The organism is Asticcacaulis sp. AND118 (assembly GCF_020535245.1).
GTDB lineage: Bacteria > Pseudomonadota > Alphaproteobacteria > Caulobacterales > Caulobacteraceae > Asticcacaulis.
Window position 1 is genome coordinate 906,042 of record NZ_CP084910.1, and the last position, 22,900, is coordinate 928,941.

The following is a 22,900-nucleotide window of genomic DNA, read 5'->3' on the forward strand; positions in this document are numbered from 1 at the left end:
CGAAAGGTCCGCCTCCGCGCATGAGCGCCACCTCCGGACAGTCACGCTACACCCGCCTGACCCAGGCCCAAGTGGATGCGATCTGCCAGAAGCATGAACGCCTCAAGGCCATGAAGCCGGGCGGCGCGCGGGCCGTTTTCGCGTGGATGGATGTGTCGGGGCTGGACCTGCGCAACCGCGACCTGCGCGACGCCGATTTCACCGCCGCCATCATGGTCGGGACCGATTTGTCGGGCGCGCTGCTCGATCAGTCGAACCTTTACTGCGTCGATATGCAGATGGCCAATCTCAGCCGCGCCTCGCTACGCCGGACGGATCTGCGCGGGGCGTGTCTGCGCGGAGCCAACCTGTCCGACGTCGATCTGTTCGAGGCCGATCTGCGCGAAGGGGCCCTGGCCCTGCCGGACAAGGCGTCGGGTCTGGCCTATGTCGAGGTGTCGGCGCGCATATCGGATGCCGGTTTCACCAATTTGCGCGGGGCCAATCTGGAGCGCTCCAAGCTATCGGGCATTCAGGCCATGAAGGCTGACTTTACCGACGCCATCCTCAAATCGTGCAAGCTGGTCCGCGCCAACCTGAAACAGGCGATCATGGATAATTGCGACCTGTCGGGCGCTGACATGTCCGGCTGCGACATCACAGGCGCGTCGCTGAAAGACGCCGTGATGATCGGCACCAAGACTGAGATGTGGAACGCCTCCCAGGCCAATCTGACCGGCGTGCTGACCGAAAAGGCCGCTGGTACGGATGTCAGCCGTCTGCCCTATGGCGAAATGATCCGCGACCATGCCGAATGGGTCGAGAGCTTGGGGCAGGCGGGCAAGCCGTCCCTGTTCGACAAGGCCGATCTGCGGGGTTTGAAATCGATCAAGGGGCTCAATCTGGCGGCCCTGTCGGCCAAGGGCGCGATCTTCTACGGCCTCGATATGCGCGGCATCCAGCTTCAGGGGGCGCACCTCGAAGGTGCGGATCTGCGGAATTGCGACCTCAGCGGGGCCGACCTGCGCGGCGCGCAGATGGTGGGTGTGCGCATGGATGGGGCTAACCTCGAAGGCGCCAATATCGGGCCGCTGAAACTGGCCGGCGACCGGCTGTTCCCGGCGGACCTGCGGCAGGCGCGCATCCGCGGGGCCAATCTGCAACGCGCCGATCTGCGTCAGGCGCGTCTCGATGGCGCCGATCTGTCGCGCTCCGATCTCGACAAGGCGCAGATGACGCTGGAAAGCCTCGTCAACGTCGTCTGCGTTGGGCTTAAGGGCAAAATAGCCGCTTAAAACGCTTCCGAGACGATATCCCCGTCGCCGCTGAACCAGGCGCGTTTCATGCCTGCCGAACGGAAGGGGGCGTGAACCTCACCCGCGCGGGTGACAAGGATCAGGCCGCCCTCGCCGCCCATACTGGCGATCTGCCCCAGCACCAGACCGGCGCTTTCGAAGGGGCCCTGACCCGCGCCGATGCGGAAAGCCACCTGTGCCGCCGCCTGAACGCGCAGGAAATACTCACCCTGACCAGTGCAGGAAATGGCGGCGTTTTCATCGGCCCAGGTGCCGGCGCCGATGACCGGCGTGTCGCCGACGCGGCCGGGCAGCTTGCCGAACACGCCCGCTGTCGAGGTCGCCGCCGCCAGATCGCCGTGGGAATCGAGGCAGACGCAGCCGACCGTACCGTGGGCCAGCGTGCCCGGCGGATAGTTGGATTCGAAGGCTCCAGCGCGGGTGAAATAGTCGTCGGCGACCGTTTCGAAGCCCTGCGCTTCGGCGAATTGTCGTGCGCCATTGCCGGCCAGCATGACGTGCGGGGTCTTTTCCATTACCGCGCGGGCGACGTCGACAGGGTTCTTGTAGCCGGCCAGCGCCGCCACGGCCCCGGCGCGGCGATCCGAACCGCTCATCAGGCTGGCGTCCAGTTCGTACACGCCGGCGGCATTGGGCGACGCACCCTTACCGGCGACGTAGAGGCCGGAGTCTTCGAGCGAACGCACGGTTTCGGTCACCACGTCCAGCGCGCGTGCGCCGTTCATCAGGCTGTGGCGTGCGATCTTGGCCAGCCCTTTCATGTGGGTGATCTCAAGGCCGTAGTCGCGGCCGGCCTTGGCGCCCGCGCCGCCATGCAGGGCGAATGCGATCATGGGAGGACTCCGTCTTTAACCGGCGGCGGTTGTAGGGGATGCGGGGGCAGAAAGAAAGCCCACCTCCAACGTGTCAGTGGCCAGCCGTCTCGGACCCGGACGGTGGCTGACGAGGATCAGGCCCTGACCGGTGCGGTCCAGATGCGCGGCGATGGCGGCTATGACGGCGGCTTCGGTAGCGGCATCCAGTCCCTCGGTCGGCTCATCCAGCACCAGCACATCCGCCTTGCGCAATAACGCGCGCGCCAGATTGAGGCGTTTACGCTCGCCGCCCGACAGCGTCACGCCGCCGTCGCCGATCCATTGGTGCAGGCCCTTGGGCATGGCGGCGACGCGGGCTTTCAACTGCGCGGCTTCGAGCGCCGCCCATACCTGCGCGGTCAGGACGTCGGGCGTCGAGGCGGCGATCTCCCGGGGCGACAGGGCCATCAGCAGGTTGTCGCCGATCGTGCCGTTGAGCACGGGCGCATCCTGCGGCGACAGACTGAAGGTTGTGGCGGGAAGACCGTCGAGCCCCGGCGCGTCGGTCACCGGGCGCAGGCCCATCAACGCCTCGATCAGGCGCGTCTTTCCCGTCCCCGAACCCCCGCTGACCCGCAGACGCGTCTGCCCATTGAGGACGTAATCCTGCCCGCGATAGCGCAACACCGAACCGTGGCGTGAGGGCGGCGTTTCTTGCGGCAAGTCGCCCAGTTCGGCGACACGGCTTTCGGCTTCGTCGAACAGCCGCTTCTGCGCCATGGCCTTGAGCAGCGGCCCGGTCGATTCGAAGGCGACGGTGGTCACCAGCAGACCCAGCGCCAGCATCGGCATATCGGCGCGCAGATGGGTGGCGACGATCAGGGCCAGAGTCGCGGCCATAACGGTCAGGTTGAACAGAGCAGGCAGGGATTCGCTGCGCGCCTGGGCTTCACGCGCGACGCGCAGGGCGGCCTCCTGCGCCGCCAGCCGGTCGATAAAACGCTCCGACAAGCGATAGGCGGCGATGTCGGGCAGGAAGGGCAGGGTTTCGTGCACACTCTGTTTCAGCGCACCCAGTTCAGCCAGTCCGGTGGCTTGTGAGGGCGCGATACGGCGCGACCAGATGATCAGCGCGCCTATGCCCGCTGCGGCAATAAGCGTGGCCAGAGGCGACAGCAGCAGGGACAGGACCAGAGCGGCCATCAGCCCGCCCAAAGCCGACGCCCAGTTGCTCTGCGCCACCAGCGCGTTTTCGAGTTGTCCCACGTCCTGCACCAGCCGCGCCGAGGTCTCGCCCCGGCTGAGATTGAGGCCGGAACGACTCACTCGCTCGAACAGCCACGGGCGCAATTCGGCGAGCGCGCGCAAGGCTGCCGTGTGAGCGCTAAGGCGCTCGAAATAGCGCATGGCGGTGCGGGCGATGGCCAGTCCGCGAATGGCCGCCGAGGGTAACAGGTAGTTGAAGGCCATCATCACCGCGCCGCCGGCTGCCCCGGCAATGGCGGCTCCCGCGAGGAACCAGCCCGACAGGCCGAGCAGGGTGGTCGCGGCGATCGATACACCGGCCGCGCAGATGGCGGCGACGGTCAGTTGCGTGCGATGACGGCGTTTGAGATCGGCGAAATAGGTCTTGAACGCGCTCACAGCCGCACCTCCTGAGTGGCGATGGCAGCCAGCGCGTCGGAATGGGTGGCCATGATTACCGTGCGGCCCCTGGCTGCGCGGCGGATGGCGGCGGCGATGGCGGCTTCGGACGCGGCATCAAGGTCGGCGGTCGGCTCATCGAGCAGCAAAAGGGGCGCGGGCTTGAGCAGGGTGCGCGCCAGACCGATGCGCCGCCGCTCGCCACCGGACAGGCCCGAACCGCGTTCGTCCAGAACCGCATCGAGCCCACGCGCGGCCACCAGATCGCCGAGCCCGGTCAGGGCGATGATACTCTCCAATTCTGTGTCGCTGGCCTGAGGGTGCGACAGACGCAGATTGTCGGCCAGTGTGCCGGGCAGGATCGGCGTATGCTGCGACATCCAGGCCATGCCGGGCGACAGATCGTGCGCGGGCGTCAGAACCTCACCGCCGATCTCGATCTCGCCATGTGCCTGCACATCGCCACTGGCGCCCAGCAGCAGACGCAGCAGGGTCGACTTGCCCGAACCTGTTTCGCCACGTAGGGCGATGATAGAGCCACCATCTGCGGTGAAGCTGACCGGCGCAAAGACCGGCGTCGCATCGTCGGCAAACATGGCGGTGACGTCGGTGAAGCGCAGGGCCGGGGCGGTATTGAAAATCAGACACTTTGTTTCCGGCGTTTCCAGCCGGGTTTCCAGTTCGATCAGGGCTTCGGCGGCGGCCCGCGCCTGCTGTTCCTCGTGATAGGCGGCGCTGAGGCGGCGCAAGGGAAAATAGACTTCCGGGGCCAGCGCCAGCGCAAAAAAGGCCGGAGCGAAGGCGTCACCAGCGAAGGCAGGACTACCGAACAGGCCGGTATTGAAGTCGAGGAAACCGGGCACCGGGAAGGGCAGGAGGCCCAGCAGGGCGAAACCGCAATAGACGGCGATCAGCGCCACCGAAAGGGCCGCGAAAAACTCCAGTATCGCCGAGCCGCTGAACGCCATGCGTAAGACGGAAAGCGTGCGCTCCGATACGTCGCTCGCCGCGCGGCGCACCTTGGCGGCCTGCGCCTCTTCATTGTCGAAGGCGCGGATCAACGGTAGGTGGCGCAGGCGATCGGCGAACAGGCCGGACAGGCGCGTCAGGGAATCGAGCTGCCGGCGGGCCTCTGCCGCCGTCGCCATGCCGGACAAGGCCATCAGTGTGACAAAGGGACACAGGGTGAACAGGATGATCGCCGCCGCAAAGGGCGAAGCCACGGCGATGGCGGCGGTGACGAGAAGCGGCGTCAGGGCGGTCGCCTGTCGCGCCGGGACGAAGCGCGCATAATAGCCTTCCAGCGCTTCCGTATGCTCGAACATCGCGTTCATGCGGCCCATCTGTGCCCCGCCGATACCGCGACCGGACAGGGCCTTACGCAGCAGGGACAGGCGCCGATTTTCAATAATGATTCGCGCCGATTTCAGGCTAGTAATCTGATTATAATAAGAAATAATACCGCGTACACTCAGGCTGAGGATCAGCAGTATAAGGCCGCCCCACGGGGTGCGCCCCGCCCGGACATCCTGCAGGATGAGGGCCAGCGCGGCGGCGAACCCGGTGGCGCAAACCACCGCACAAATCTCCAATTGTCGCACAAGTGTGACTTGTGTTTTGGCGGCGACGGCCCATAGTTTCAACTTCTGACGCACGACCTTCACGCGAGTCTTTTCCGCGATGTGGGCGGCATCCCCCAAGGTATCTAACGGGGTCTCTGAAGGCTGGGGACGGGGGTGCGACATTTGGTGCGATAGGCGTTTCAGGGGCGGGGCGTATAAGCGGGCCCAGCTTAGTTGTGTTTGTACAAGTAAGCCGGAATGGGTTCCTAGTAGCGCATTTCGGACACCAAGGGGCAAATTTCCACTCACCTGCTGCACCTTGCCGCAGTTGGGCTGCGATCTAAAAACCCCAATAACCCGAGGGATATATCTCAATGGATATGATGACGGTCGATCTATCAAGGTGGCAGTTCGCCTTGACGGCGCTGTATCACTTTCTGTTCGTCCCGCTCACGCTTGGCCTTTCCTTCATGCTGGTCATCATGGAAAGCGTCTATGTTCTGACGCGGCGCGAAATATGGCGCACCATCACCCGGTTCTGGGGCACGCTGTTCGGCATCAACTTCGTGCTGGGCGTGGCCACGGGCCTGACCATGGAATTCCAGTTCGGAACCAACTGGTCCTACTATTCACACTTCGTAGGCGACATCTTCGGCGCCCCGCTGGCCATCGAAGGTCTGATGGCCTTCTTCCTCGAAGCCACCTTTGTCGGCCTGATGTTCTTCGGCTGGGACAAGCTGTCGCGCGTGGGGCACCTGATGGTGACCTTCCTCGTGGCGTTGGGCACCAACCTGTCGGCCCTGTGGATTCTGATCGCCAACGGCTGGATGCAGAACCCGGTCGGTTCGGATTTCAATCCAGCGACCATGCGCATGGAAGTCACCGATTTCATGGCCGTTCTGTTCAACCCGGTGGCTCAGGCCAAGTTCGTTCACACCGTGTCGGCCGGCTATGTCTGCGCCGCCGTCTTCGTGCTGGGCGTCTCGGCCCTCTATCTGCTCAAGGGCAAGTGGGTGTCGGTCGCCAAACGCTCGATGGCGGTAGCCGCGGCCTTCGGTCTGGCCTCTTCGCTGTCGGTCGTCGTTCTGGGCGACGAGTCGGGCTATGCCCTGACCGATAATCAGAAGATGAAGCTGGCGGCGCTCGAAGCCATGTGGGAAACCGAGCCCGCGCCGGCCGGACTCACCCTGTTCGGTATACCGAATGTAGAAACCCGGCACACGGACATGGAAATCAAGGTGCCCTACGTATTGGGACTGATCTCCACCCGTTCGCTGGACCGCCCGGTTATCGGCATTCTCGAACTGGTCGAAACCGCCGAGCATCGTATTCAGTCGGGCATTATCGCCTATGACGCGGTGGAAAAGCTCAAGGTCGATCAAAACGATCTGGCCGCCCGCGCGCAGTTCGAAGCGCACAAGCGCGACCTCGGCTACGGTTACCTGCTGAAGCGCTATGTTTCCGACCCGCGCACCGCCGACGCCGCCCTCATCCAGAAGGCCGCGCTCGACACCATACCCAACGTCCCGGTGATGTTCTGGGTCTTCCGCCTGATGGCTGCGATCGGCTTTGCCATGATCGGCCTGTTTGCTCTGGCCTTCGTGCTGGTGTCCCTGCGCAAGGTGGAGCACACCCGCTGGTTCCTGCGTCTGTGCGTGCTGGCCATACCTCTGCCGTGGATCGCCATCGAAGCCGGCTGGATACTGGCCGAAATCGGGCGTCAGCCCTGGGCCGTCGAAGGCGTGCTGCCCACCTTCATGGGGGCGTCGAGCCTGAGCGTCGGCCAGATATGGGTGACCATCATCGGCTTTACCCTGCTGTACGGCACTTTGGCGGTCATCGAGGTCGGGCTGCTGATCAAAACCATCAAAAAAGGTCCCTATGCGTCCAGGTTCGGCCGCATGCAGGACGCCGAAGAGGCCAGCCCGCTGGAAGCCGGTGGTCTCACCGGACCTGCCGAGTAAAGGCGCATGACTCCGGACCGCTTTTGGCGGTCCGGCAAGGGCAAGCGCCCGCCCGAGCTTATGCGAGGTAAGCCCCGGACAATCTGAAAATCAGATTGTTATTCATGCAAGGGTTTCGAGCGCTTGAACGCATTGGAGAATAATTATGGAACTACCTCTCGACTATATGACGTTGCGGGTGATCTGGTGGCTGCTTATGGGCGTGCTGCTGATCGGCTTCGCCATCATGGACGGCTATGCGCTGGGCACGCTTGCCTCGCTGCCTTTCGTCGCCAGGACCGATGACGAGCGCCGCGCGGTGATCAACACCGTCTCTGCTACCTGGGAAGGCAATCAGGTGTGGCTCATCCTCGGTGGCGGGGCAATCTTCGCCGCCTGGCCTTTCGTCTATGCGGTGAGCTTTTCCGGCTTTTATCTGGCCATGTTCCTCGTGCTGTCGGCACTGATCCTGCGTCCCGTCGGCTTCAAGTATCGCTCGAAGAAGCCGGGCAAGGCTTGGCGCCGTAACTGGGACTGGGCGCTGTTCGTGGGTGGCTTCGTCCCGGCGCTGGTCTTCGGCGTGGCGGTCGGCAATGTGCTTCAGGGTGCGCCGTTCAGCCTCGATAGCGACCTGCGCATCACCTATCACGATCAGTTCCTCGGCGGTCTGCTCGGCCTGTTCAGCCCCTTCACCCTTCTCTGCGGTCTGGCTTCGGTCGCCATGCTGCTGCTGCAAGGCGCAACCTGGGTGTCGCTGAAGATCGAAAAAGGTGAACTGCGTGACCGCGCCATCAGGTATGGCATCTTCGCCGGCATTGCGGTGATCGTGCTCTACGCGCTGGGCGGTCTCTACCTTGCCGTGGGCGATCTGGGCTTCAAGGTTGTAGGCGATGTCGCCGCTGACGGCCCATCCAACCCGCGTAATGCGGAAGTGGTCAGGGAAGCGGGCGCGTGGTTGCTCAACTACGGTCAGTATCCGTGGATGATTGCCGCACCGGTGCTGGGCTTTGTCGGTACGGCTCTGGCCCTGCTGGGTCTGAAAACCAAGGCCGATCCGTGGGCCTTCATCGGGTCATCGGTCGCGGTACTGGGCATTATCGGCAGCGTCGGTTTGTCGATGTTCCCGGTCATCCTGCCGTCGACGGTTGATGTCCATTCCAGCCTTCTGGTGTGGAACGCCTCCAGCTCGCACTCGACCCTGTTCACCATGCTGGTGGTGACGGTGGTTTTCCTGCCGATCGTCCTGCTCTACACCGCATGGGTGTACAAGGTTCTGTTCGGGCGGATCGAGGTGAAGGCGCTGAAAACAAACCCCGATCTCTACTAAGATCATGAGGGAAACCCCGGTTTCCCTCATGCGCTCCCTTCCTTTTTGAGCCTGACCATGTCAGGCAAGGAGTTGTAAAATGTGGTATTTTACCTGGGTTCTGGGCCTTGGCCTCGCGGTCACCTTCGGGATTCTGAACGGCATCTGGTTCGAATTCCTGACCACCGACGATCCTGACGCCGAAGATCCGTACAAGGAATAGATAGGCAGATCGTTCAGGAGCCGCAGCAGGGGCGTCATTGAACTTTCCAGCTCAGAGGCGGCGGTGGCGCTTTGCGCTGCCGCCGTTTCCGTTCGGACAGGCCGGTGAAGTAATCGTAGCTGGCCAGCGACGCCAGTTCGTCCCGTTCGCCGTGTATGACCGGGTTTTAGCCTGCCCGCAAATGTTAAACGCCTTCCGGTTCCAGCGCCGGGTAGTCGCGAAGGGTCTTCACGAAATGAAAGACCTGCGCCTTCACGATCTCATCCTCGCCGCGTTCGGCCAGGGTAAACAACTCGCTCATCAGGGCCGGGGGCAGGTGCAGGTCCATGTGCTGGTTGACGACCTTGAAGATGCCGGGCAGCAGCGGCGCGCGGATTTCGTTGTCGTCGAGCAGGGCCTCTGTGATCTTTTCGCCGTCGCGCAGACCGGTCAGGACGATCTTGATATCCTTGTCGACCTTGAGCCCGTACATTTCGATCATGCGCTTGGCCAGATCGTAGATGCGGATCGGCGTGCCCATTTCGAGGATGTAGAGGCTCGATTTTTCGGACAGCTTGGTCGCATTGTGCATGGCCGCCGTCATGACCAGTTGCACGGCCTCAAAGATGGTCATGAAGAAGCGTTCGACCTTGGGATCGGTGAGCGTGATCGGCCCGCCGCGCTCGATCTGGGCGCGGAACAGCGGCACGACCGAGCCCGTGGAGCCCAGCACATTACCGAAACGCACGACGCAGGCCTGATTAAGATGACCCATCTGGGATGAGATCAGATGTTCGGCCAGACGCTTGGTTGCGCCCATCATCGAAGCCGGGGCCACCGCCTTGTCCGACGAGATCAGCACCAGTTGCTGCACATTGGCCGCCTGAGCCGCGTCGATGACGTATTGTGTGCCCATGACATTGGTCAGCACGCCTTCGGACGGATTGATCTCGACCATCGGCACGTGTTTGAGCGCGGCGGCGTGGAAGATGACGTCGGGCTTTTCGGCGACGAAGATCGCTTCGAGGCGTGCCTTGCGGCGGATGGAACACAGGATCAACTTGACCGGCGGCTTGTCGAATTCCAGTTTCAGCGATTGCTCGACGTCGTAGAGCGCCAGTTCCGAATGGTCGATCAGGGTGACGTGTGATGCACCGAGGCGCAGGGCCTGACGCGCGATCTCCGAGCCGATGGAACCGCCGCCGCCGGTGATCAGAACGCGCTTTCCGGCATAGAAGGCGTTCAGCGCTTCATGATCGAGATGAACCTGCGGCCGGTGCAGCAGCGACTTATAGGAGATCTGGTCGTTGGGATCGGCGAGCGATAATTGCACGTTCCTCCGCCCCATCATGCCGGACTTGGCCAGAAACCGCAGAATACGATAATTGAGTATGGCCATTCGAACTTAGTACCGGTCCCGGAAGGGAAGAAGAGATACAGGCATTGACACCCCCCGCGTCGTGCGTGCATGGCGACATCGGAACATCGCGCTCGCAATTTACAGCTTTTTCTCGAAAAGGAATAAGGTAATTTTCGGACGCATTGGATTTCCTCAACAGTTTTCGCTCATGGCGCGATGAAAGTCACAGTTCTCTTTTTTGGCAAGGTGGCCGATGCGATGGGCAAGCGTCAGTGCGTGCTTGATGTTCCTGATACGCAGGCCGGCCTGTTTACCCTGCGGGATTCCGTTCTGGGGCAAGCCTTTGCCGCTGAAGCGCTGGATATGGCGCGCGTGCTGATGAGCGTCAATCAGACGCTCGAAACTCGTGACCGTGTCCTGGTGGATGGCGATGAGGTGGCCTTTTTCCCGGTTTTTTCGGGAGGATAGGCGATGACCTCTGTGGAAACCCTGTTGTTGCCCGAAGCGTTGAACGGTGAGTCGCTTTATGGGCGCTTCGTTGCGGCCAATCGCGGAGCGGGTGCCCTCGTGACCTTTTCAGGTCGGGTGCGCGGCGAGACCAAAGAGGGTGCGGTGTCGCATCTGTATCTGGACTGGTATCCCGGCATGACCGAGCAGAGCCTGAACGCTATTGCCGCCGATGCGGCGGCGCGTTTCGACGTGCAGGCCGTGCTGGTGGCGCATCGCTGCGGCGAGGTGCGGTCGGAGGAAGAGATTGTCTTCGTGGCGACGGCTTCGGCGCACCGGCGCGCGGCATTCGAGGCGGCGGATTATTTGATGGACCGGCTCAAGTCCGAAGCCGCGCTGTGGAAGCGCGAAGTGGGGGCCGGGTTCGAGCGCTGGATCGAGCCGACGGCGAAGGATGCCAACGATCTGAAACGGTGGGAAAAATGAGCGAAAACAGTCTGTCGCACATCGGGGCCGATGGCCGCGCGCACATGGTCGATGTCGGCGCCAAGACGGTGACGGCGCGTAAGGCGCGCGCCGAAGGCCGGCTGATCTGCGCGCCGGAAACCCTAGCTATCGTCCGTAACGGCAAGGCGCCCAAGGGTGCGGTGATCGCTACGGCGGAAATCGCGGGCATCATGGCCGCCAAGAAGACGGCGGACCTGATCCCGCTGTGTCACCCGTTGAGTCTGTCCAAGGTCGGGATCGACATCGTGATGGATGAGGCCCTGCCGGGTTTTCGTCTCAGCGCCGAGGTGAAAACATCGGGGCAGACAGGCGTGGAGATGGAGGCCCTGACCGCCGTGTCGGTAGCGGTCCTGACCCTCTATGATATGCTCAAGGCCGTCGACAAGACCATGCGTATCGACGGCATCGAGGTGGTGGCCAAGGCCGGCGGTAAAGCGGACTTCGGTTACTAACCGCCGCGTTGCATCACGAGCGTGCACCAGGCATCGCGATGGATGCGGCGCACGACGCGGAAGCCCTTGGACAGGTAGGCGGCCTTGACGAAGCGCTCCTGCGTACGCAGCAGCCCCGACAGGATGACCGTGCCGCCGGGCTTGAGCGCCGTCTTGATCGATTGCGACAGGCCGACCAGCGGACGCGCCAGGATATTGGCGAAGACCAGATCGTACGGCGCATCCTTGCGCACGTCCTTGTGGTTCAGGCCGTTGGCCCAGACGAAGCGCGCCGCGGCCGAATTCAGCCTGGCGTTTTCGTTGGAGATACGCACGCTGATGGCGTCGATATCGGTGCCGACGGCGTATTTGGTGCCGGTCTTGGCGGCGGCGATGGTCAGCACGCCCGTGCCCGCCCCGACATCCAGTACGCGCTCGTAACGGTTTTTCTTCAGCAGGTCGTTATAGGCCCAGAGGCAGCCGACCGTGGTGCCGTGGTGGCCCGTACCGAAGGCGGCGCCGGCTTCGATACGCAGATTGACCGCGTTCAGAGGTTTTTTGCCGCGATCGTGAATGCCGTAGACGAAGAAGCGTCCCGCCCGCACCGGCGGCAGGCCCGACAAGGCCATGGCCAGCCAGTCGGCGTCGGCCAACGTGTCCGCTGTGACGATCAGTTCCGGATATTCGGCCAGAAGCTCCTGTAAACGCTGATCTTCTTCCTCGGTGGTCGGGAAGGCGTCGATACGCCAGATATTACGGTCTTCGTCCTCTTCGAGGATGGAATAGGTCGCGCCTTCGAGCCAGGCGTCGCCATCGATGGCTTCGGCGGCGGTTTCCGCCACCTGACGAGGGCCTTTTGCGATGATTTGTTGTGGATTATAAGTCATTATAAGCTTTGCGGATCGTACGATTCGATATGACGAAAGACATTTAAACGGCTTTTACGCGTAAGGGGGCCCTTACGCCAACGGGAAAGTAGGCTATGGCGACGGAAAAAAAGACCAAGACGGTTAAGGCGGCGGAGATTCCGGCGGATGCCGGTGTGAAGAAGACGATCGCGCGCAAGGCGCCGGCGGTCAAGGCGACCGCTGAGAAGACCGTCAAGGTCGCCACCGAAAAAACCGTCAAGGCGGCTGACGCGACCGCCAGGAAGGCCGCGAAGACCGCTGCCGTCGTGACCAAGAAGGCAGAGGCGGCTACCAAGGCGGCGACCGCCCAGATCGAAAAGGCAGCGAAGGTCGCCAAGGCCAGGGTCGAAAAGGCCGAGAAGGCTGTCGAAGCCGAAGTCAAGAAGGCTACCCGCACCACGACGCGCGCCGCCAAGACCGTAGCCGCGGTCGAGCCCAAGGTGACCAAGGCCCGCACCCGTGCGACCAAGGCCGTCGAGGCCGCGCAAGGCGAGATCGACAAGGCCGTCAAGCGCGCCAAGCCGGCCCTGGACAAGGCCGCCAAGACGGCCAGCGTCGCTGCGGCTGTAGCCAAGGAAAAGCTGGAAGACGCCGCCGAAGCCGCCAAGCCGGTGGTCGAGCAGGCCAAGGCCAGGCTCGATAACGCCGTTGAAGCCGCCAAGCCGAAGATCGAGGAAGCGGTGAACAAGGCCGAAGAGGTCGCCGCCGTTGCTAGGGAAAAGCTGGACGAGGCCGTCGAAAAGGCCAGGCCGGTGCTGAATGAGGCCAGGGAGGCGGTCGAAGAGGCCGTCGCCAAGGCGCAAACCGCGGCCCAGACCGAGGCCCACAAGCTTCAGGAAGAGGTCAAGAAGGCCCAGACCCAGGTCAGGAAGCGCGGCTTCTTCGACTGGCTGTTCGGCCGCAAATAGGTCGAGGGCGGAGCGGCTGATGCGGGAAGCCCCGCCGGTCATCGGCATAAGCTGCTGCCATCGCGACTTCGGGGTCGAGATGGCGCAGGCGGTGATGGACAGATATGTCCGCGCCGCCATGACCTACGGCCAATGCTCCGCCGTCCTTATTCCCGCCATTACCGGTTTCTTCGATGCCCGTTCCGTCGCCTCGCGACTGGACGGGCTTTTGTTGACCGGATCGCCGTCCAATATCGAGCCGCATCGTTATGGCCAGAGCGAAGGCGAGGGACCGTTCGACGCCGGGCGCGACGAGGTATCCTTCGCCCTGATCGAGTGCCTGACCTTGATGGGCAAACCGGTCTTCGGCATCTGCCGCGGTTTTCAGGAGATCAATGTCGCGCTGGGCGGGACGCTGCGCCGCGATCTTGGGGTCGCGCCTGTAGGGTCGAACCGGCTGGATCACCATGCGCCGGCGGATGTCGGATTTGCCGGAATGTTCGAGCACGTTCACGACGTGGCGCTGACGCCGGAGGGTGTGCTGGCGCGGGCGGTCGGCGGCGAAGCGTTGATCGTCAATTCGGTCCATTATCAGGGCATCGACCGGCTGGCCGACGGACTGAGCGTTGAAGCCGTCGCGCCGGACGGCGTGGTCGAAGCCTTCAGCGCCAATATCGGTGGCGCGCAGGTGCTGGGGGTGCAGTGGCATCCCGAATGGCAGACCGAAGCCTATCCGGATCGGCAGGCGTTTTTCCACTTGCTGGGCGCGGCGGTGCGCGGACATGAGATTTGATTTAACCACGGAAAGCACCGAAAGCACGGAAATCCGAGTGTGTTGAGCTGTGGTGCTGAAGGGCACACATAATTAAAGCGCTTCGCGCGATAGCCGACTGCAAGGAAGTCCGTTCTTTCTATGTTTCCCGTGGTTAAAGCCTTCCTGCCAGCGACGCAGGTAATTTTGTGATCACATTTTGCCGCTGCCGTGATTTGGCCATTCCGCTTTCGGAAGGGCGGGGCTATAGTGTCCTGAAACCATCCCGTCACGGAGCGCCTGCCATGAACCTTCCGCTCAAGAACAACGAATCCGCCGAACTGAAGGCGCTCGATCTGGCGCACCATTTGCCGGCGCAGGCCGACTATGCGCTGCTGGAGCAACTGGGCGGCAGTCGCATTATCACCCATGCCGATGGCTGTGTGATCACGGATATAGATGGTAATTCGCTTCTGGACGGCATGGCGGGTTTGTGGTGCGTCAATGTCGGCTACGGGCGCACGGAACTGGCCGAAGCGGCCTACAGGCAGATGCTGGAATTGCCCTATTACAATACCTTCTTCAAAACGGCGACGGCGCCCGCCGTGCGTTTGGCGGCCAAGATCGCCGAGAAGATGGTCGTCGGCAATCCGGATCTTAAGCACGTCTTTTTCAACTCGTCGGGCTCCGAAGCCAATGACACGGTGTTTCGTCTGGTGCGGCACTACTGGACGCTGAAGGGGGAGCCGGAGCGTCAGGTCTTTATCTCGCGCCGTAACGCCTATCACGGTTCGACCGTCGCGGGGGCGTCGCTCGGCGGCATGACCTTCATGCACGCGCAAGGCGGCCTGCCCATTCCCGGCATCGAGCACGTGCGCCAGCCCTACCTTTTCGGCGAGGGCTTTGGTGAAGACCCGGAGGCTTTTGCCGAGGCTTGCGTGAAGGATATCGAGGATCGCATCCTCAGCGTCGGACCGGATAAGGTCGCGGCCTTTATCGGCGAACCGGTGCAGGGCGCGGGCGGCGTGGTCATCCCGCCGGAGAGCTATTGGCCCAAGGTCGAGGCCCTGTGCCGCAAGTACGGCATCCTGCTTATCTGCGACGAGGTGATCTGCGGCTTCGGTCGTCTGGGGCAATGGTTCGGCCATCAGCACTATGGCGTGAAGCCGGACATCATCGCCATGGCCAAGGGTCTGTCTTCGGGCTATCTGCCGATTTCGGCGGTCGGGGTATCGTCGCCCATCGTCGATGTGCTGAAGACCGGTGGCGACTTCGTGCACGGCTACACCTATTCGGGCCACCCGGCGGCCTGTGCGGTGGCCCTGGCCAATATCGGCATCATCGAGCGCGAAGGCCTGATCGAGCGCACGCGCGAAGTGACCGGCCCCTATCTGGCGAAGGCGCTGAAGCGTCTCGACGCGCATCCTCTGGTGGGCGAGGCGCGGTCTATCGGCCTTCTGGGGGCGGTGGAAATCGTTGCCGAAAAGGGCACCAACAAACGCTTCAAGGGCGCCGAAGGCCATGCCGGGCCGGTGGTGCGCGACATCTGCATCAAAAACGGCCTGATGGTGCGGGGTATCCGCGATACCATCGTCATGTGCCCGCCGCTGATCATCACCGGGGCGGAGATCGACCGCATCGTCGATATTCTCGAAGCGTCGCTGAACGAGGCTGAGCCGGTCCTGCGGGCCCTGTAAACAAAGCGAATAAAGTCCCGGCCTGATCGCTTTCTTACGTCACAGTGACGGCTCTCTAAGCGCCTTTTGATACGCCGCGGCTTAGAGTGTAAAAGCATGAAACGAGCAAACCCGAACTTTGCATGGGCGCTGTAAAAGCGAAGTGCAAAACAAGCGGCCCGGCCTGAGTTTCCCCCGGCTCAGACCGGGCCGTTTTGACTCGGCTCGCTTGTGACTGTCCCGTGGCTGCGTAGAGAGGATTTCGCATGACCGCCCCGCAAAAGACCGACGACTCGAAAACGGCCGAAGACACGGATGTCCGCGAGCATTTCTCGCGCGAACGACCGAAGAACGGCCAAAAAAACGGTAAGCCGGGCGAACCCTACGGCGAAGAAACCGAAACCAAGGACGCGCGCCTGAACCCTAAAACGCCGAACGGTAAGGGATTGGCCAATGAGCGCTACATCAAGAGCGATTCCGAGAGTCCGCGCGTGGTCGAAGAACCCGGCAGCCTGAGCGGCCGCAGCTAATTTCCATCGAATACGTATTCATCCGGCCGGTCTCTTTTGCCGGATGACGGCCTGTGCTTCCCTGTCAAAAAACAGGGAGATGCAGAATGGTTTTGAAACCGCTTTTGAGCGCGGCCTTGCTGTGCGCGCTAATGGTCGGTGGTGCGCAGGCGCAATCGAAGATCGACGTTTCGACGGTCGCGGCCCACCCCCGCGACAATGGTCTGCCGGCCAACTGGAACCGCAGCGCCACCTTCATGGAGATTTTCGTCCGCTCGTATCAGGACTCCGACGGCGACGGCATCGGCGATTTCAACGGCCTGACCTCGCGTCTCGACTATCTGCAAAGCCTTGGGATCACCGGTATCTGGTTGATGCCCATGCACCCGGCGGCGGACAAGGATCACGGCTATGCGGTGAGCGATTATCGCGCCGTCAATCCGGCCTATGGCACGATGGCTGATTTTGAGCGCTTTCTGGCCGAAGCGCACAAGCGCGGCATCGGCGTCATCATCGATTACGTCATGAACCATTCGGCCAATGACAATCCGATCTTCCTCAATGCGGCGAAATCGAAACACTCGGCCTATCGCGACTGGTACATCTTCGCCGATCAGGACCCCAAGTGGCAGGGCTTTTCCTGGGGGCCGTGGCGGCAGAATAAAGTGGGTAAGGGCTATTTCTATGGCCTGTTCGACGATCAGATGCCTGACTTCAACCTCAAGAACCAGAAAGTTGTCGACTATCACGCCGACAATTTCCGCTTCTGGCTGAACAAGGGCGTGGACGGGTTCCGCATCGACGCCGTGACCATGCTGGTCGAAAACGGCCCGACCGCCTACATGGATCAGCCCGAAAACATCGAGGTGTTGAAGCAGGTCAATGCGGTCGTCAAATCCTATCCCAACCGTTACCTGATCTGCGAAGCCTCGGAACAGCCGGCATTCTATGCGGGGGAGGCCTGCACCAATTCCTTTGCCTTTGGTACGCAGAAGGAAATCAAATCCAGCGCCCGCGACGGCAGACTGTCGGAAAAGCTGGCGGCACAGTTGGCCTCCGAGAAGCGGCCGCTGATGCCGCTGGTCCTGCAAAGCCATGATTCCTATGTCGGCGACCGTCTGATCAACGACCTCGATGCGGGAAGCTACCGCGTGGCGGCGGCGGTGTCGGTGCTGGCTTCCGACACGCCCTTCTCCTATTACGGCGAAGAAATCGGCATGGGCAATAACGGCAAGTACGACGATCCGGGGCTGCGTGCGCCGATGAGTTGGGATCAATCCACCGGCCACGGCTTCACTACCGCGGCTAAACCCTATCGCCCCTATGCCACCAATGCGGCCACCCATACGGTCGCCGCGCAAACCGGCGAGAGCGGCAGTCTTCTGGAATATTATCGTGCGCTGTATCTGGCCCGGCAGGCGCATCCGGTATTGGCCGACGGGGCTTTCGCGTTGTTATCGAAGGCAGGCGATCAGACTCTGGTCTTTACCCGCCAGAAAGACGGCAGAAAGGCGCTGATCGTCATCAACCTGTCGGCATCCGTGCAGACCGTCGATACGAAAGGTGAGGGGGTATGGACCTCGGCCGTTGATCTCGGCGCGCCGGCGCAACTGACGGCCCAGGACGGGGCGCTGCGTTTGATCCTTCCGCCTAAAGGGGTGGCGGCTTACGTGCAATAGCCGTTCCTTTCCTGAAGGCCGCAGTCAGACGGGTGACGGTATGTCGATGCCAAAAATGTGACTGCGGCCTTATGTCGCGTATCCGTGTTACTTCAGATTTCATTAACCGTTTCGAGTGCAAATCTTCGCTACAACCCATCGTAGCAGGACACGCGTAATGACCGACATTCAAACCGAACTTCATCAACGGCTTGAATTCGCCCAGATCATGCCCGCTGACCGGACAACGCTACGGGCGCTCTGGCCGGTTATTTCTCCCCGGCTGCCGGAGATACTGAGCCGCTTTTATACCCACCTGTTCCGTTACCCTCATCTGAAGGCCATGGCCGGTGATCGTCAGTCTGCGCTGGAAAATGCACAGTACCGTCATTGGGAACGCATATTTGCCGGCGCGTTCGATGAAACCTATCTGGCGGAAACCCAGAAAATCGGATCGGCGCACCATCGCATCGGGTTGGAACCACGTTGGTATATCGGCGCCTATCGCTTCGTGCTCAACGAACTGATCGGTATAATCCTTGAGCGCAACCGCTTCTCCGCCAACAAGGCTCAGACGCAGATTTCAGCGGTTAACAAAGCTATTTTGCTCGACCTGGATCTGGCCATCTCGACCTATCAGACCATTCTGCTGGAAGAGCGCAAACGCCAGACCGAGCAGACGGAAAACGCCATTTCCGGCTTTCAGACGGCGGCCTTCGCCATTCTCGATAAGGTGCGCGACGCCGGGGGTGACCTGAAGTCGGCGGCTGACGATATGAGCGGAGTCGTTGGGGGCGCCAGTGAAAATGCGCGTATAGTCCTGGAATCGTCGCATGAGACAGCGGAAAGCGTTTCTTCGGTGGCTTCGGCTACCGAAGAATTGTCGAAATCGATCAATGAGGTTTCTTCGCAGATTTCCAATGCCGCGCACTCGATCTCCGGCACGGTGCGCCTGATGGACGCCTCGCGCGCCGACATCAACAACCTGCTCGAATCCGCACGTCAGATCGGCGAGGTGGTCAACCTGATCAGCGACATCGCTTCGCAGACCAATCTGCTGGCGCTCAACGCCACGATCGAGGCCGCCCGCGCCGGCGAGGCGGGCCGCGGCTTCGCGGTCGTCGCCTCCGAGGTCAAGACGCTGGCCACCCAGACGGCGCGCGCCACCGATGACATCTCGCGCCAGATCAACGAAATTCAGGCGGCGACGCGCAACGCCGTGAACGCCATCGAAAAGATCTCGGATTCGATGTCCGAGGTCGAGCAGATCACGACGGTCATCGCCGCGACGGCGGAAGAGCAAGGCGCGGCGACGCAGGAAATTTCGCGCAGCATCGCGCGGGCCTCCTCCGGGGCGCAGGCCCTGTCCGGCAATATTGTCTCGGTGACGCAGGCCATTGCCCATACAGCGGGGACATCGGATCTGGTGCGTGAATCTTCGGACTCGCTTAATGCGCAGGCCGGGCAACTGGCCGAGGAGGTGCGTGCCTTCTTCGTCGCCCTGCGCAACGGCCCGCTCGACCGCCGCAACGCCGAGGAAGGCGACTATCGGGGAGCAGAGCGCCGTCAGCGGGCGTGACCGAGCCCGCACGGCTCTCACCGAGGTCCCGAACGGAATCCCGCTTGACCCACCGGACGCTGTCCTATATAGCCGCCCAATCTTTTTTGAGGCTGGACCGCTATTGGTCCGTTCTCAGACCGATCGATACAAGGGCCTGTGTGCCCGCCGTAACCCCCAAAGCGCGGGTTGCGGCTTTTGTGTTTGTCGTATCTGAAGCCTTACCGAAGGCATTATACCCAACCGAGGTCGCCCGGCCAAACGGCACAGGCCTCCATCAAGCACAGAGATTTCTATGCCCACGATTAACCAGCTTATCCGTAAGCCGCGCAAGGCCCCCGCCAAGCGCAACAAGGTGCCGGCCCTGAAGGGCTCGCCCCAGCGTCGCGGCGTTTGCACGCGCGTCTACACCACCACGCCGAAGAAGCCGAACTCGGCTCTGCGTAAGGTCGCCAAGGTCCGTCTGACCTCGGGCATCGAATCGGTGTGCTACATCCCCGGCGTCGGCCACAACCTTCAGGAACACTCCGTGGTTCTGATCCGCGGCGGCCGCGTGAAGGACCTTCCGGGTGTCCGTTACCACATCCTGCGCGGCGTGCTCGACACGCAAGGCGTCAAGAACCGTAAGCAGCGCCGTTCGCACTACGGTGCGAAGCGTCCGAAGTAAGGATAGAGACCCATGTCCCGTCGTCACCGCGCAGAGAAGCGTGAAGTTCTGCCCGATCCCAAGTTCGGGGATCTGGTTGTCACCAAGTTCATGAACTACGTCATGTACGAAGGTAAGAAGGCCGTCGCCGAAAACATCGTTTACGGCGCCTTCGACATCCTCGAAGCCAAGAAGAAGGAAGCGACTGCGGTCGAGACCTTCCACGCGGCCCTCGACAATGTCGCCCCCTCCATCGAAGTCCGTTCGCGTCGCGTCGGCGGCGCCACCTATCAGGTGCCCGTCGAAGTCCGCCCGGACCGTCGTCGCGCTTTGGCTATCCGCTGGCTGGTCAACGCCGCGCGCAAGCGTGGTGAGAACACCATGACGGAAAAGCTGGCCGGCGAGCTGCTGGACGCTTCCAACAACCGCGGTACCGCGGTCAAGAAGCGCGAAGACACGCACAAGATGGCCGAAGCCAACCGCGCGTTCGCTCACTATCGTTGGTAAGGCTTTGGCGCTGGCAATAACCAGCACAACAGGGCTGTCACGGTCCTGTCAAAAAAGGTCTATAAGGCGCGGGCGACTTAACCTAAGTCTCCCGCGCCTACGCATAGTTCCTACCGAACTTTTTCTGAATCCCCTTTTTGTCTGAGGCCCGTACATGCCCCGCAGTCACAAAATCGAGGACTACCGTAACTTTGGTATCATGGCGCACATCGACGCCGGCAAGACCACGACTACGGAACGTATCCTCTACTACACTGGCAAGAGCCACAAGATCGGCGAAGTCCACGATGGTGCCGCCACCATGGACTGGATGGAGCAGGAGCAGGAGCGCGGCATCACCATCACGTCCGCCGCGACGACCGCTTTCTGGGAAGGCAAGCGCCTGAACATCATCGACACCCCGGGCCACGTGGACTTCACCATCGAAGTCGAACGTTCGCTCCGCGTGCTCGACGGCGCCGTCACGGTTCTGGACGGCAATGCCGGCGTTGAGCCCCAGACCGAAACCGTCTGGCGTCAGGCCGACAAGTACAACGTGCCGCGCATCGTCTTCGTCAACAAGATGGACAAGATCGGCGCCGACTTTGACAAGTCGGTCGAATCGATCCGTGACCGTCTGGGCGCCAAGGCCGTGCCGATCCAGTTCCCGATCGGTTCGGAATCGAACCTCAGGGGTCTGGTCGATATCGTCCGCATGACCGCCGTGATCTGGGACAATGACGGTCTGGGCGCGTCCTACAAGGACGAGCCGATCCCCGCCGACCTGGTCGAAAAGGCCAACGAAGCCCGTCAGTACCTGATCGACAACGCCGTCGAACTCGACGACGAAGCCATGGAAGCCTATCTGGAAGGCAACGAGCCGGACGAAGCGACCATCAAGAAGTGCATCCGTAAGGCGGTTCTGACCGGCGCCTTCTATCCGATCCTCTGCGGTTCGGCGTTCAAGAACAAGGGCGTTCAGACGCTGCTCGACGCCGTCGTCGACTACCTGCCGTCGCCGGTGGATATCCCGCCGACGAAAGGCATCGACTACAAGACCGAAGAAGAAGTCACCCGCAAGGCTTCGGACGAAGAGCCTCTGTCGGTTCTGGCGTTCAAGATCATGGACGACCCCTTCGTCGGTTCGCTGACCTTCTGCCGCCTCTATTCGGGCAAGATGGAAGCCGGCATGGGCCTGCTGAACTCGACCCGCGACAAGCGCGAGCGCGTCGGCCGTATGCTGCTGATGCACTCGAACAACCGCGAAGACATCAAGGAAGCCTATGCCGGCGACATCGTCGCTCTGGCCGGTCTGAAGGACACCCGCACGGGTGACACCCTCTGCGATCCGCTGAAGTCGCCGGTGATCCTTGAGCGCATGGAGTTCCCGGCGCCGGTTATCGAAATCGCCGTCGAGCCCAAGTCGAAGGCCGACCAGGAAAAGCTGGGCGTCGCCCTGGCCAAGCTGGCGTCCGAAGACCCGTCCTTCACCGTTTCGACCGACCACGAGTCGGGCCAGACGATCCTGAAGGGCATGGGTGAACTGCACCTCGACATCAAGATCGACATCCTGAAGCGCACCTATAAGGTGGAAGCCAATATCGGCGCGCCGCAGGTGGCCTATCGCGAATCGATCACCCGCAAGGCGGAAATCGACTACACGCACAAGAAGCAGACCGGCGGTACGGGTCAGTTCGCCCGTATCAAGCTGGTGTTCGAACCGGGCGAGCCCGGCACGGGCTTCGTGTTCGAGTCGGCCATCGTCGGCGGCGCGGTGCCGAAGGAATACATTCCGGGCGTCACCAAGGGCCTCGAATCGGCCAAGGAAAACGGTCTGCTGGCCGGCTTCCCGCTGATCGACTTCAAGGCCACCCTGATCGACGGCGCCTACCATGACGTCGACTCGTCGGTTCTGGCCTTCGAAATCGCCTCGCGCGCCGCCTTCAAGGAACTGCGTGAAAAGGGCGGCCCGAAGCTGCTTGAGCCGATCATGAAGGTCGAAGTCGTGACGCCGGAAGAATACCTCGGTTCGGTCATCGGCGACCTCAATGGTCGTCGTGGCATGATCCAGGGTCAGGACATGCGCGGCAACGCCATCGTCGTCGACGCCTTCGTGCCGCTGGCGAACATGTTCGGTTACGTGAATACCCTGCGCGGTATGTCGCAAGGCCGTGCGCAGTTCTCCATGGTGTACGACCACTACGAGCCCGTGCCGCAGCACGTGGCTGACGAAGTGATCAAGAAGTACGCCTAAGGTTTAGCGCATTCCGAAAAGTGTTCAGCGGTTTTCGGAATCAAATGCGCGACAATCAAAAGAGCTTGGCCCGTGG

The 22,900-nt window shown here is 62.0% G+C and carries 21 protein-coding genes; 16 read left to right on the plus strand and 5 right to left on the minus strand.

Annotated features, from left to right (window positions below; all coding sequences use genetic code 11):
- The first annotated feature begins 20 nt into the window (after positions 1 to 20).
- Positions 21 to 1,274, plus strand: coding sequence for a pentapeptide repeat-containing protein (locus LH365_RS04370; RefSeq protein WP_226744973.1), 1,254 nt, complete (start codon positions 21 to 23; stop codon positions 1,272 to 1,274).
- Here the strand turns inward: LH365_RS04370 and LH365_RS04375 are convergent.
- From LH365_RS04375 to LH365_RS04385, 3 genes are read right to left on the minus strand one after another with little or no spacing between them, the layout of a single operon-like run.
- On the minus strand, positions 1,271 to 2,128 hold the full coding sequence (locus LH365_RS04375) for an isoaspartyl peptidase/L-asparaginase family protein (RefSeq protein ID WP_226744974.1): 858 nt from the start codon (positions 2,126 to 2,128) through the stop codon (positions 1,271 to 1,273). The two genes, LH365_RS04370 and LH365_RS04375, sit on opposite strands and share 4 nt — an antisense overlap.
- A 15-nt stretch (positions 2,129 to 2,143) precedes the next feature.
- Positions 2,144 to 3,733, minus strand: coding sequence for an ATP-binding cassette domain-containing protein (locus LH365_RS04380; RefSeq protein WP_226744975.1), 1,590 nt, complete (start codon positions 3,731 to 3,733; stop codon positions 2,144 to 2,146).
- On the minus strand, positions 3,730 to 5,397 hold the full coding sequence (locus LH365_RS04385; protein WP_226744976.1) for an ABC transporter ATP-binding protein/permease: 1,668 nt from the start codon (positions 5,395 to 5,397) through the stop codon (positions 3,730 to 3,732). Before LH365_RS04385 ends, LH365_RS04380 begins: the two co-directional genes overlap by 4 nt.
- Before the next feature lie 272 nt (positions 5,398 to 5,669).
- On the opposite strand from LH365_RS04385, the gene LH365_RS04390 reads away from it, so the two are divergent.
- The 3 genes from LH365_RS04390 (at position 5,670) to cydX (ending at position 8,767) form a co-directional block, all read left to right on the plus strand.
- Positions 5,670 to 7,259, plus strand: a complete 1,590-nt coding sequence (locus LH365_RS04390) for a cytochrome ubiquinol oxidase subunit I (protein WP_226744977.1) — start codon at positions 5,670 to 5,672, stop codon at positions 7,257 to 7,259.
- A gap of 145 nt (positions 7,260 to 7,404) precedes the next feature.
- Positions 7,405 to 8,565: a cytochrome d ubiquinol oxidase subunit II gene (gene cydB, locus LH365_RS04395; protein ID WP_226744978.1), complete on the plus strand. Its 1,161-nt coding sequence runs from the start codon at positions 7,405 to 7,407 to the stop codon at positions 8,563 to 8,565.
- 79 nt (positions 8,566 to 8,644) lie between these two features.
- Positions 8,645 to 8,767 (plus strand): cytochrome bd-I oxidase subunit CydX, encoded by a 123-nt coding sequence (gene cydX / locus LH365_RS04400; RefSeq protein ID WP_226744979.1) that lies wholly within the window; start codon positions 8,645 to 8,647, stop codon positions 8,765 to 8,767.
- Positions 8,768 to 8,951: 184 nt separating this feature from the next.
- Here the strand turns inward: cydX and LH365_RS04405 are convergent, their stop codons facing one another.
- Positions 8,952 to 10,145 (minus strand): polysaccharide biosynthesis protein, encoded by a 1,194-nt coding sequence (locus LH365_RS04405; RefSeq protein ID WP_226744980.1) that lies wholly within the window; start codon positions 10,143 to 10,145, stop codon positions 8,952 to 8,954.
- A 177-nt stretch (positions 10,146 to 10,322) separates the two neighbouring features.
- Between LH365_RS04405 and LH365_RS04410 the strand changes: the two genes are divergently transcribed.
- From LH365_RS04410 to moaC, 3 genes are read left to right on the plus strand one after another with little or no spacing between them, the layout of a single operon-like run.
- Complete coding sequence (locus tag LH365_RS04410) at positions 10,323 to 10,574, plus strand: MoaD/ThiS family protein (RefSeq protein WP_226744981.1); 252 nt, start codon at positions 10,323 to 10,325, stop codon at positions 10,572 to 10,574.
- A gap of 3 nt (positions 10,575 to 10,577) precedes the next feature.
- Positions 10,578 to 11,039 (plus strand): molybdenum cofactor biosynthesis protein MoaE, encoded by a 462-nt coding sequence (locus LH365_RS04415; protein ID WP_226744982.1) that lies wholly within the window; start codon positions 10,578 to 10,580, stop codon positions 11,037 to 11,039.
- Entirely contained in the window at positions 11,036 to 11,512 is a 477-nt protein-coding gene (gene moaC / locus LH365_RS04420; protein ID WP_226744983.1) for a cyclic pyranopterin monophosphate synthase MoaC, read from the plus strand. The genes LH365_RS04415 and moaC overlap by 4 nt, the downstream gene beginning before the upstream one ends.
- Here the strand turns inward: moaC and LH365_RS04425 are convergent.
- On the minus strand, positions 11,509 to 12,381 hold the full coding sequence (locus LH365_RS04425; protein WP_370639745.1) for a 50S ribosomal protein L11 methyltransferase: 873 nt from the start codon (positions 12,379 to 12,381) through the stop codon (positions 11,509 to 11,511). The two genes, moaC and LH365_RS04425, sit on opposite strands and share 4 nt — an antisense overlap.
- Before the next feature lie 92 nt (positions 12,382 to 12,473).
- Between LH365_RS04425 and LH365_RS04430 the strand changes: the two genes are divergently transcribed.
- From LH365_RS04430 to fusA, 9 genes are all read left to right on the plus strand, one after another.
- Positions 12,474 to 13,307: a hypothetical protein gene (locus LH365_RS04430; protein WP_226744985.1), complete on the plus strand. Its 834-nt coding sequence runs from the start codon at positions 12,474 to 12,476 to the stop codon at positions 13,305 to 13,307.
- A gap of 19 nt (positions 13,308 to 13,326) precedes the next feature.
- Positions 13,327 to 14,079: a gamma-glutamyl-gamma-aminobutyrate hydrolase family protein gene (locus LH365_RS04435; protein ID WP_226744986.1), complete on the plus strand. Its 753-nt coding sequence runs from the start codon at positions 13,327 to 13,329 to the stop codon at positions 14,077 to 14,079.
- Between the two features lie 263 nt (positions 14,080 to 14,342).
- The gene (locus LH365_RS04440; RefSeq protein ID WP_226744987.1) at positions 14,343 to 15,734 is read left to right on the plus strand and encodes an aspartate aminotransferase family protein; all 1,392 of its coding nucleotides are present in this window, start codon (positions 14,343 to 14,345) and stop codon (positions 15,732 to 15,734) included.
- A 245-nt stretch (positions 15,735 to 15,979) separates the two neighbouring features.
- The gene (locus LH365_RS04445) at positions 15,980 to 16,243 is read left to right on the plus strand and encodes a hypothetical protein (protein ID WP_226744988.1); all 264 of its coding nucleotides are present in this window, start codon (positions 15,980 to 15,982) and stop codon (positions 16,241 to 16,243) included.
- Positions 16,244 to 16,329: 86 nt separating this feature from the next.
- A complete protein-coding gene (locus LH365_RS04450) occupies positions 16,330 to 17,901 on the plus strand; it encodes an alpha-amylase family glycosyl hydrolase (protein WP_226744989.1) in 1,572 nt (523 codons plus the stop codon).
- 157 nt (positions 17,902 to 18,058) lie between these two features.
- On the plus strand, positions 18,059 to 19,459 hold the full coding sequence (locus LH365_RS04455; RefSeq protein ID WP_226744990.1) for a globin-coupled sensor protein: 1,401 nt from the start codon (positions 18,059 to 18,061) through the stop codon (positions 19,457 to 19,459).
- Positions 19,460 to 19,733: 274 nt separating this feature from the next.
- A complete protein-coding gene (gene rpsL / locus LH365_RS04460) occupies positions 19,734 to 20,105 on the plus strand; it encodes a 30S ribosomal protein S12 (RefSeq protein WP_107874102.1) in 372 nt (123 codons plus the stop codon).
- A gap of 12 nt (positions 20,106 to 20,117) precedes the next feature.
- Positions 20,118 to 20,591 carry a 30S ribosomal protein S7 gene (rpsG, locus tag LH365_RS04465; RefSeq protein ID WP_226744991.1) on the plus strand — a complete coding sequence of 158 codons (474 nt, stop codon included), beginning with the start codon at positions 20,118 to 20,120 and terminating at the stop codon, positions 20,589 to 20,591.
- A 154-nt stretch (positions 20,592 to 20,745) separates the two neighbouring features.
- On the plus strand, positions 20,746 to 22,824 hold the full coding sequence (gene fusA, locus LH365_RS04470; protein WP_226744992.1) for an elongation factor G: 2,079 nt from the start codon (positions 20,746 to 20,748) through the stop codon (positions 22,822 to 22,824).
- Positions 22,825 to 22,900 lie beyond the last annotated feature (76 nt).

Excerpts from the sequence above, each read along its gene's own strand:
- LH365_RS04450 (WP_226744989.1), top strand. The coding sequence starts at position 16,330 with ATGGTTTTGAAACCGCTTTTGAGCGCGGCCTTGCTGTGCGCGCTAATG.
- LH365_RS04410 (WP_226744981.1), top strand. The coding sequence starts at position 10,323 with ATGAAAGTCACAGTTCTCTTTTTTGGCAAGGTGGCCGATGCGATGGGC.
- LH365_RS04455 (WP_226744990.1), top strand. The coding sequence starts at position 18,059 with ATGACCGACATTCAAACCGAACTTCATCAACGGCTTGAATTCGCCCAG.
- LH365_RS04405 (WP_226744980.1), bottom strand. The coding sequence starts at position 10,145 with ATGGCCATACTCAATTATCGTATTCTGCGGTTTCTGGCCAAGTCCGGC.
- rpsG (WP_226744991.1), top strand. The coding sequence starts at position 20,118 with ATGTCCCGTCGTCACCGCGCAGAGAAGCGTGAAGTTCTGCCCGATCCC.
- LH365_RS04415 (WP_226744982.1), top strand. The coding sequence starts at position 10,578 with ATGACCTCTGTGGAAACCCTGTTGTTGCCCGAAGCGTTGAACGGTGAG.
- cydX (WP_226744979.1), top strand. The coding sequence starts at position 8,645 with ATGTGGTATTTTACCTGGGTTCTGGGCCTTGGCCTCGCGGTCACCTTC.
- LH365_RS04375 (WP_226744974.1), bottom strand. The coding sequence starts at position 2,128 with ATGATCGCATTCGCCCTGCATGGCGGCGCGGGCGCCAAGGCCGGCCGC.
- rpsL (WP_107874102.1), top strand. The coding sequence starts at position 19,734 with ATGCCCACGATTAACCAGCTTATCCGTAAGCCGCGCAAGGCCCCCGCC.
- fusA (WP_226744992.1), top strand. The coding sequence starts at position 20,746 with ATGCCCCGCAGTCACAAAATCGAGGACTACCGTAACTTTGGTATCATG.
- LH365_RS04435 (WP_226744986.1), top strand. The coding sequence starts at position 13,327 with ATGCGGGAAGCCCCGCCGGTCATCGGCATAAGCTGCTGCCATCGCGAC.
- LH365_RS04370 (WP_226744973.1), top strand. The coding sequence starts at position 21 with ATGAGCGCCACCTCCGGACAGTCACGCTACACCCGCCTGACCCAGGCC.
- LH365_RS04440 (WP_226744987.1), top strand. The coding sequence starts at position 14,343 with ATGAACCTTCCGCTCAAGAACAACGAATCCGCCGAACTGAAGGCGCTC.
- moaC (WP_226744983.1), top strand. The coding sequence starts at position 11,036 with ATGAGCGAAAACAGTCTGTCGCACATCGGGGCCGATGGCCGCGCGCAC.
- LH365_RS04390 (WP_226744977.1), top strand. The coding sequence starts at position 5,670 with ATGGATATGATGACGGTCGATCTATCAAGGTGGCAGTTCGCCTTGACG.
- LH365_RS04445 (WP_226744988.1), top strand. The coding sequence starts at position 15,980 with ATGACCGCCCCGCAAAAGACCGACGACTCGAAAACGGCCGAAGACACG.
- cydB (WP_226744978.1), top strand. The coding sequence starts at position 7,405 with ATGGAACTACCTCTCGACTATATGACGTTGCGGGTGATCTGGTGGCTG.
- LH365_RS04430 (WP_226744985.1), top strand. The coding sequence starts at position 12,474 with ATGGCGACGGAAAAAAAGACCAAGACGGTTAAGGCGGCGGAGATTCCG.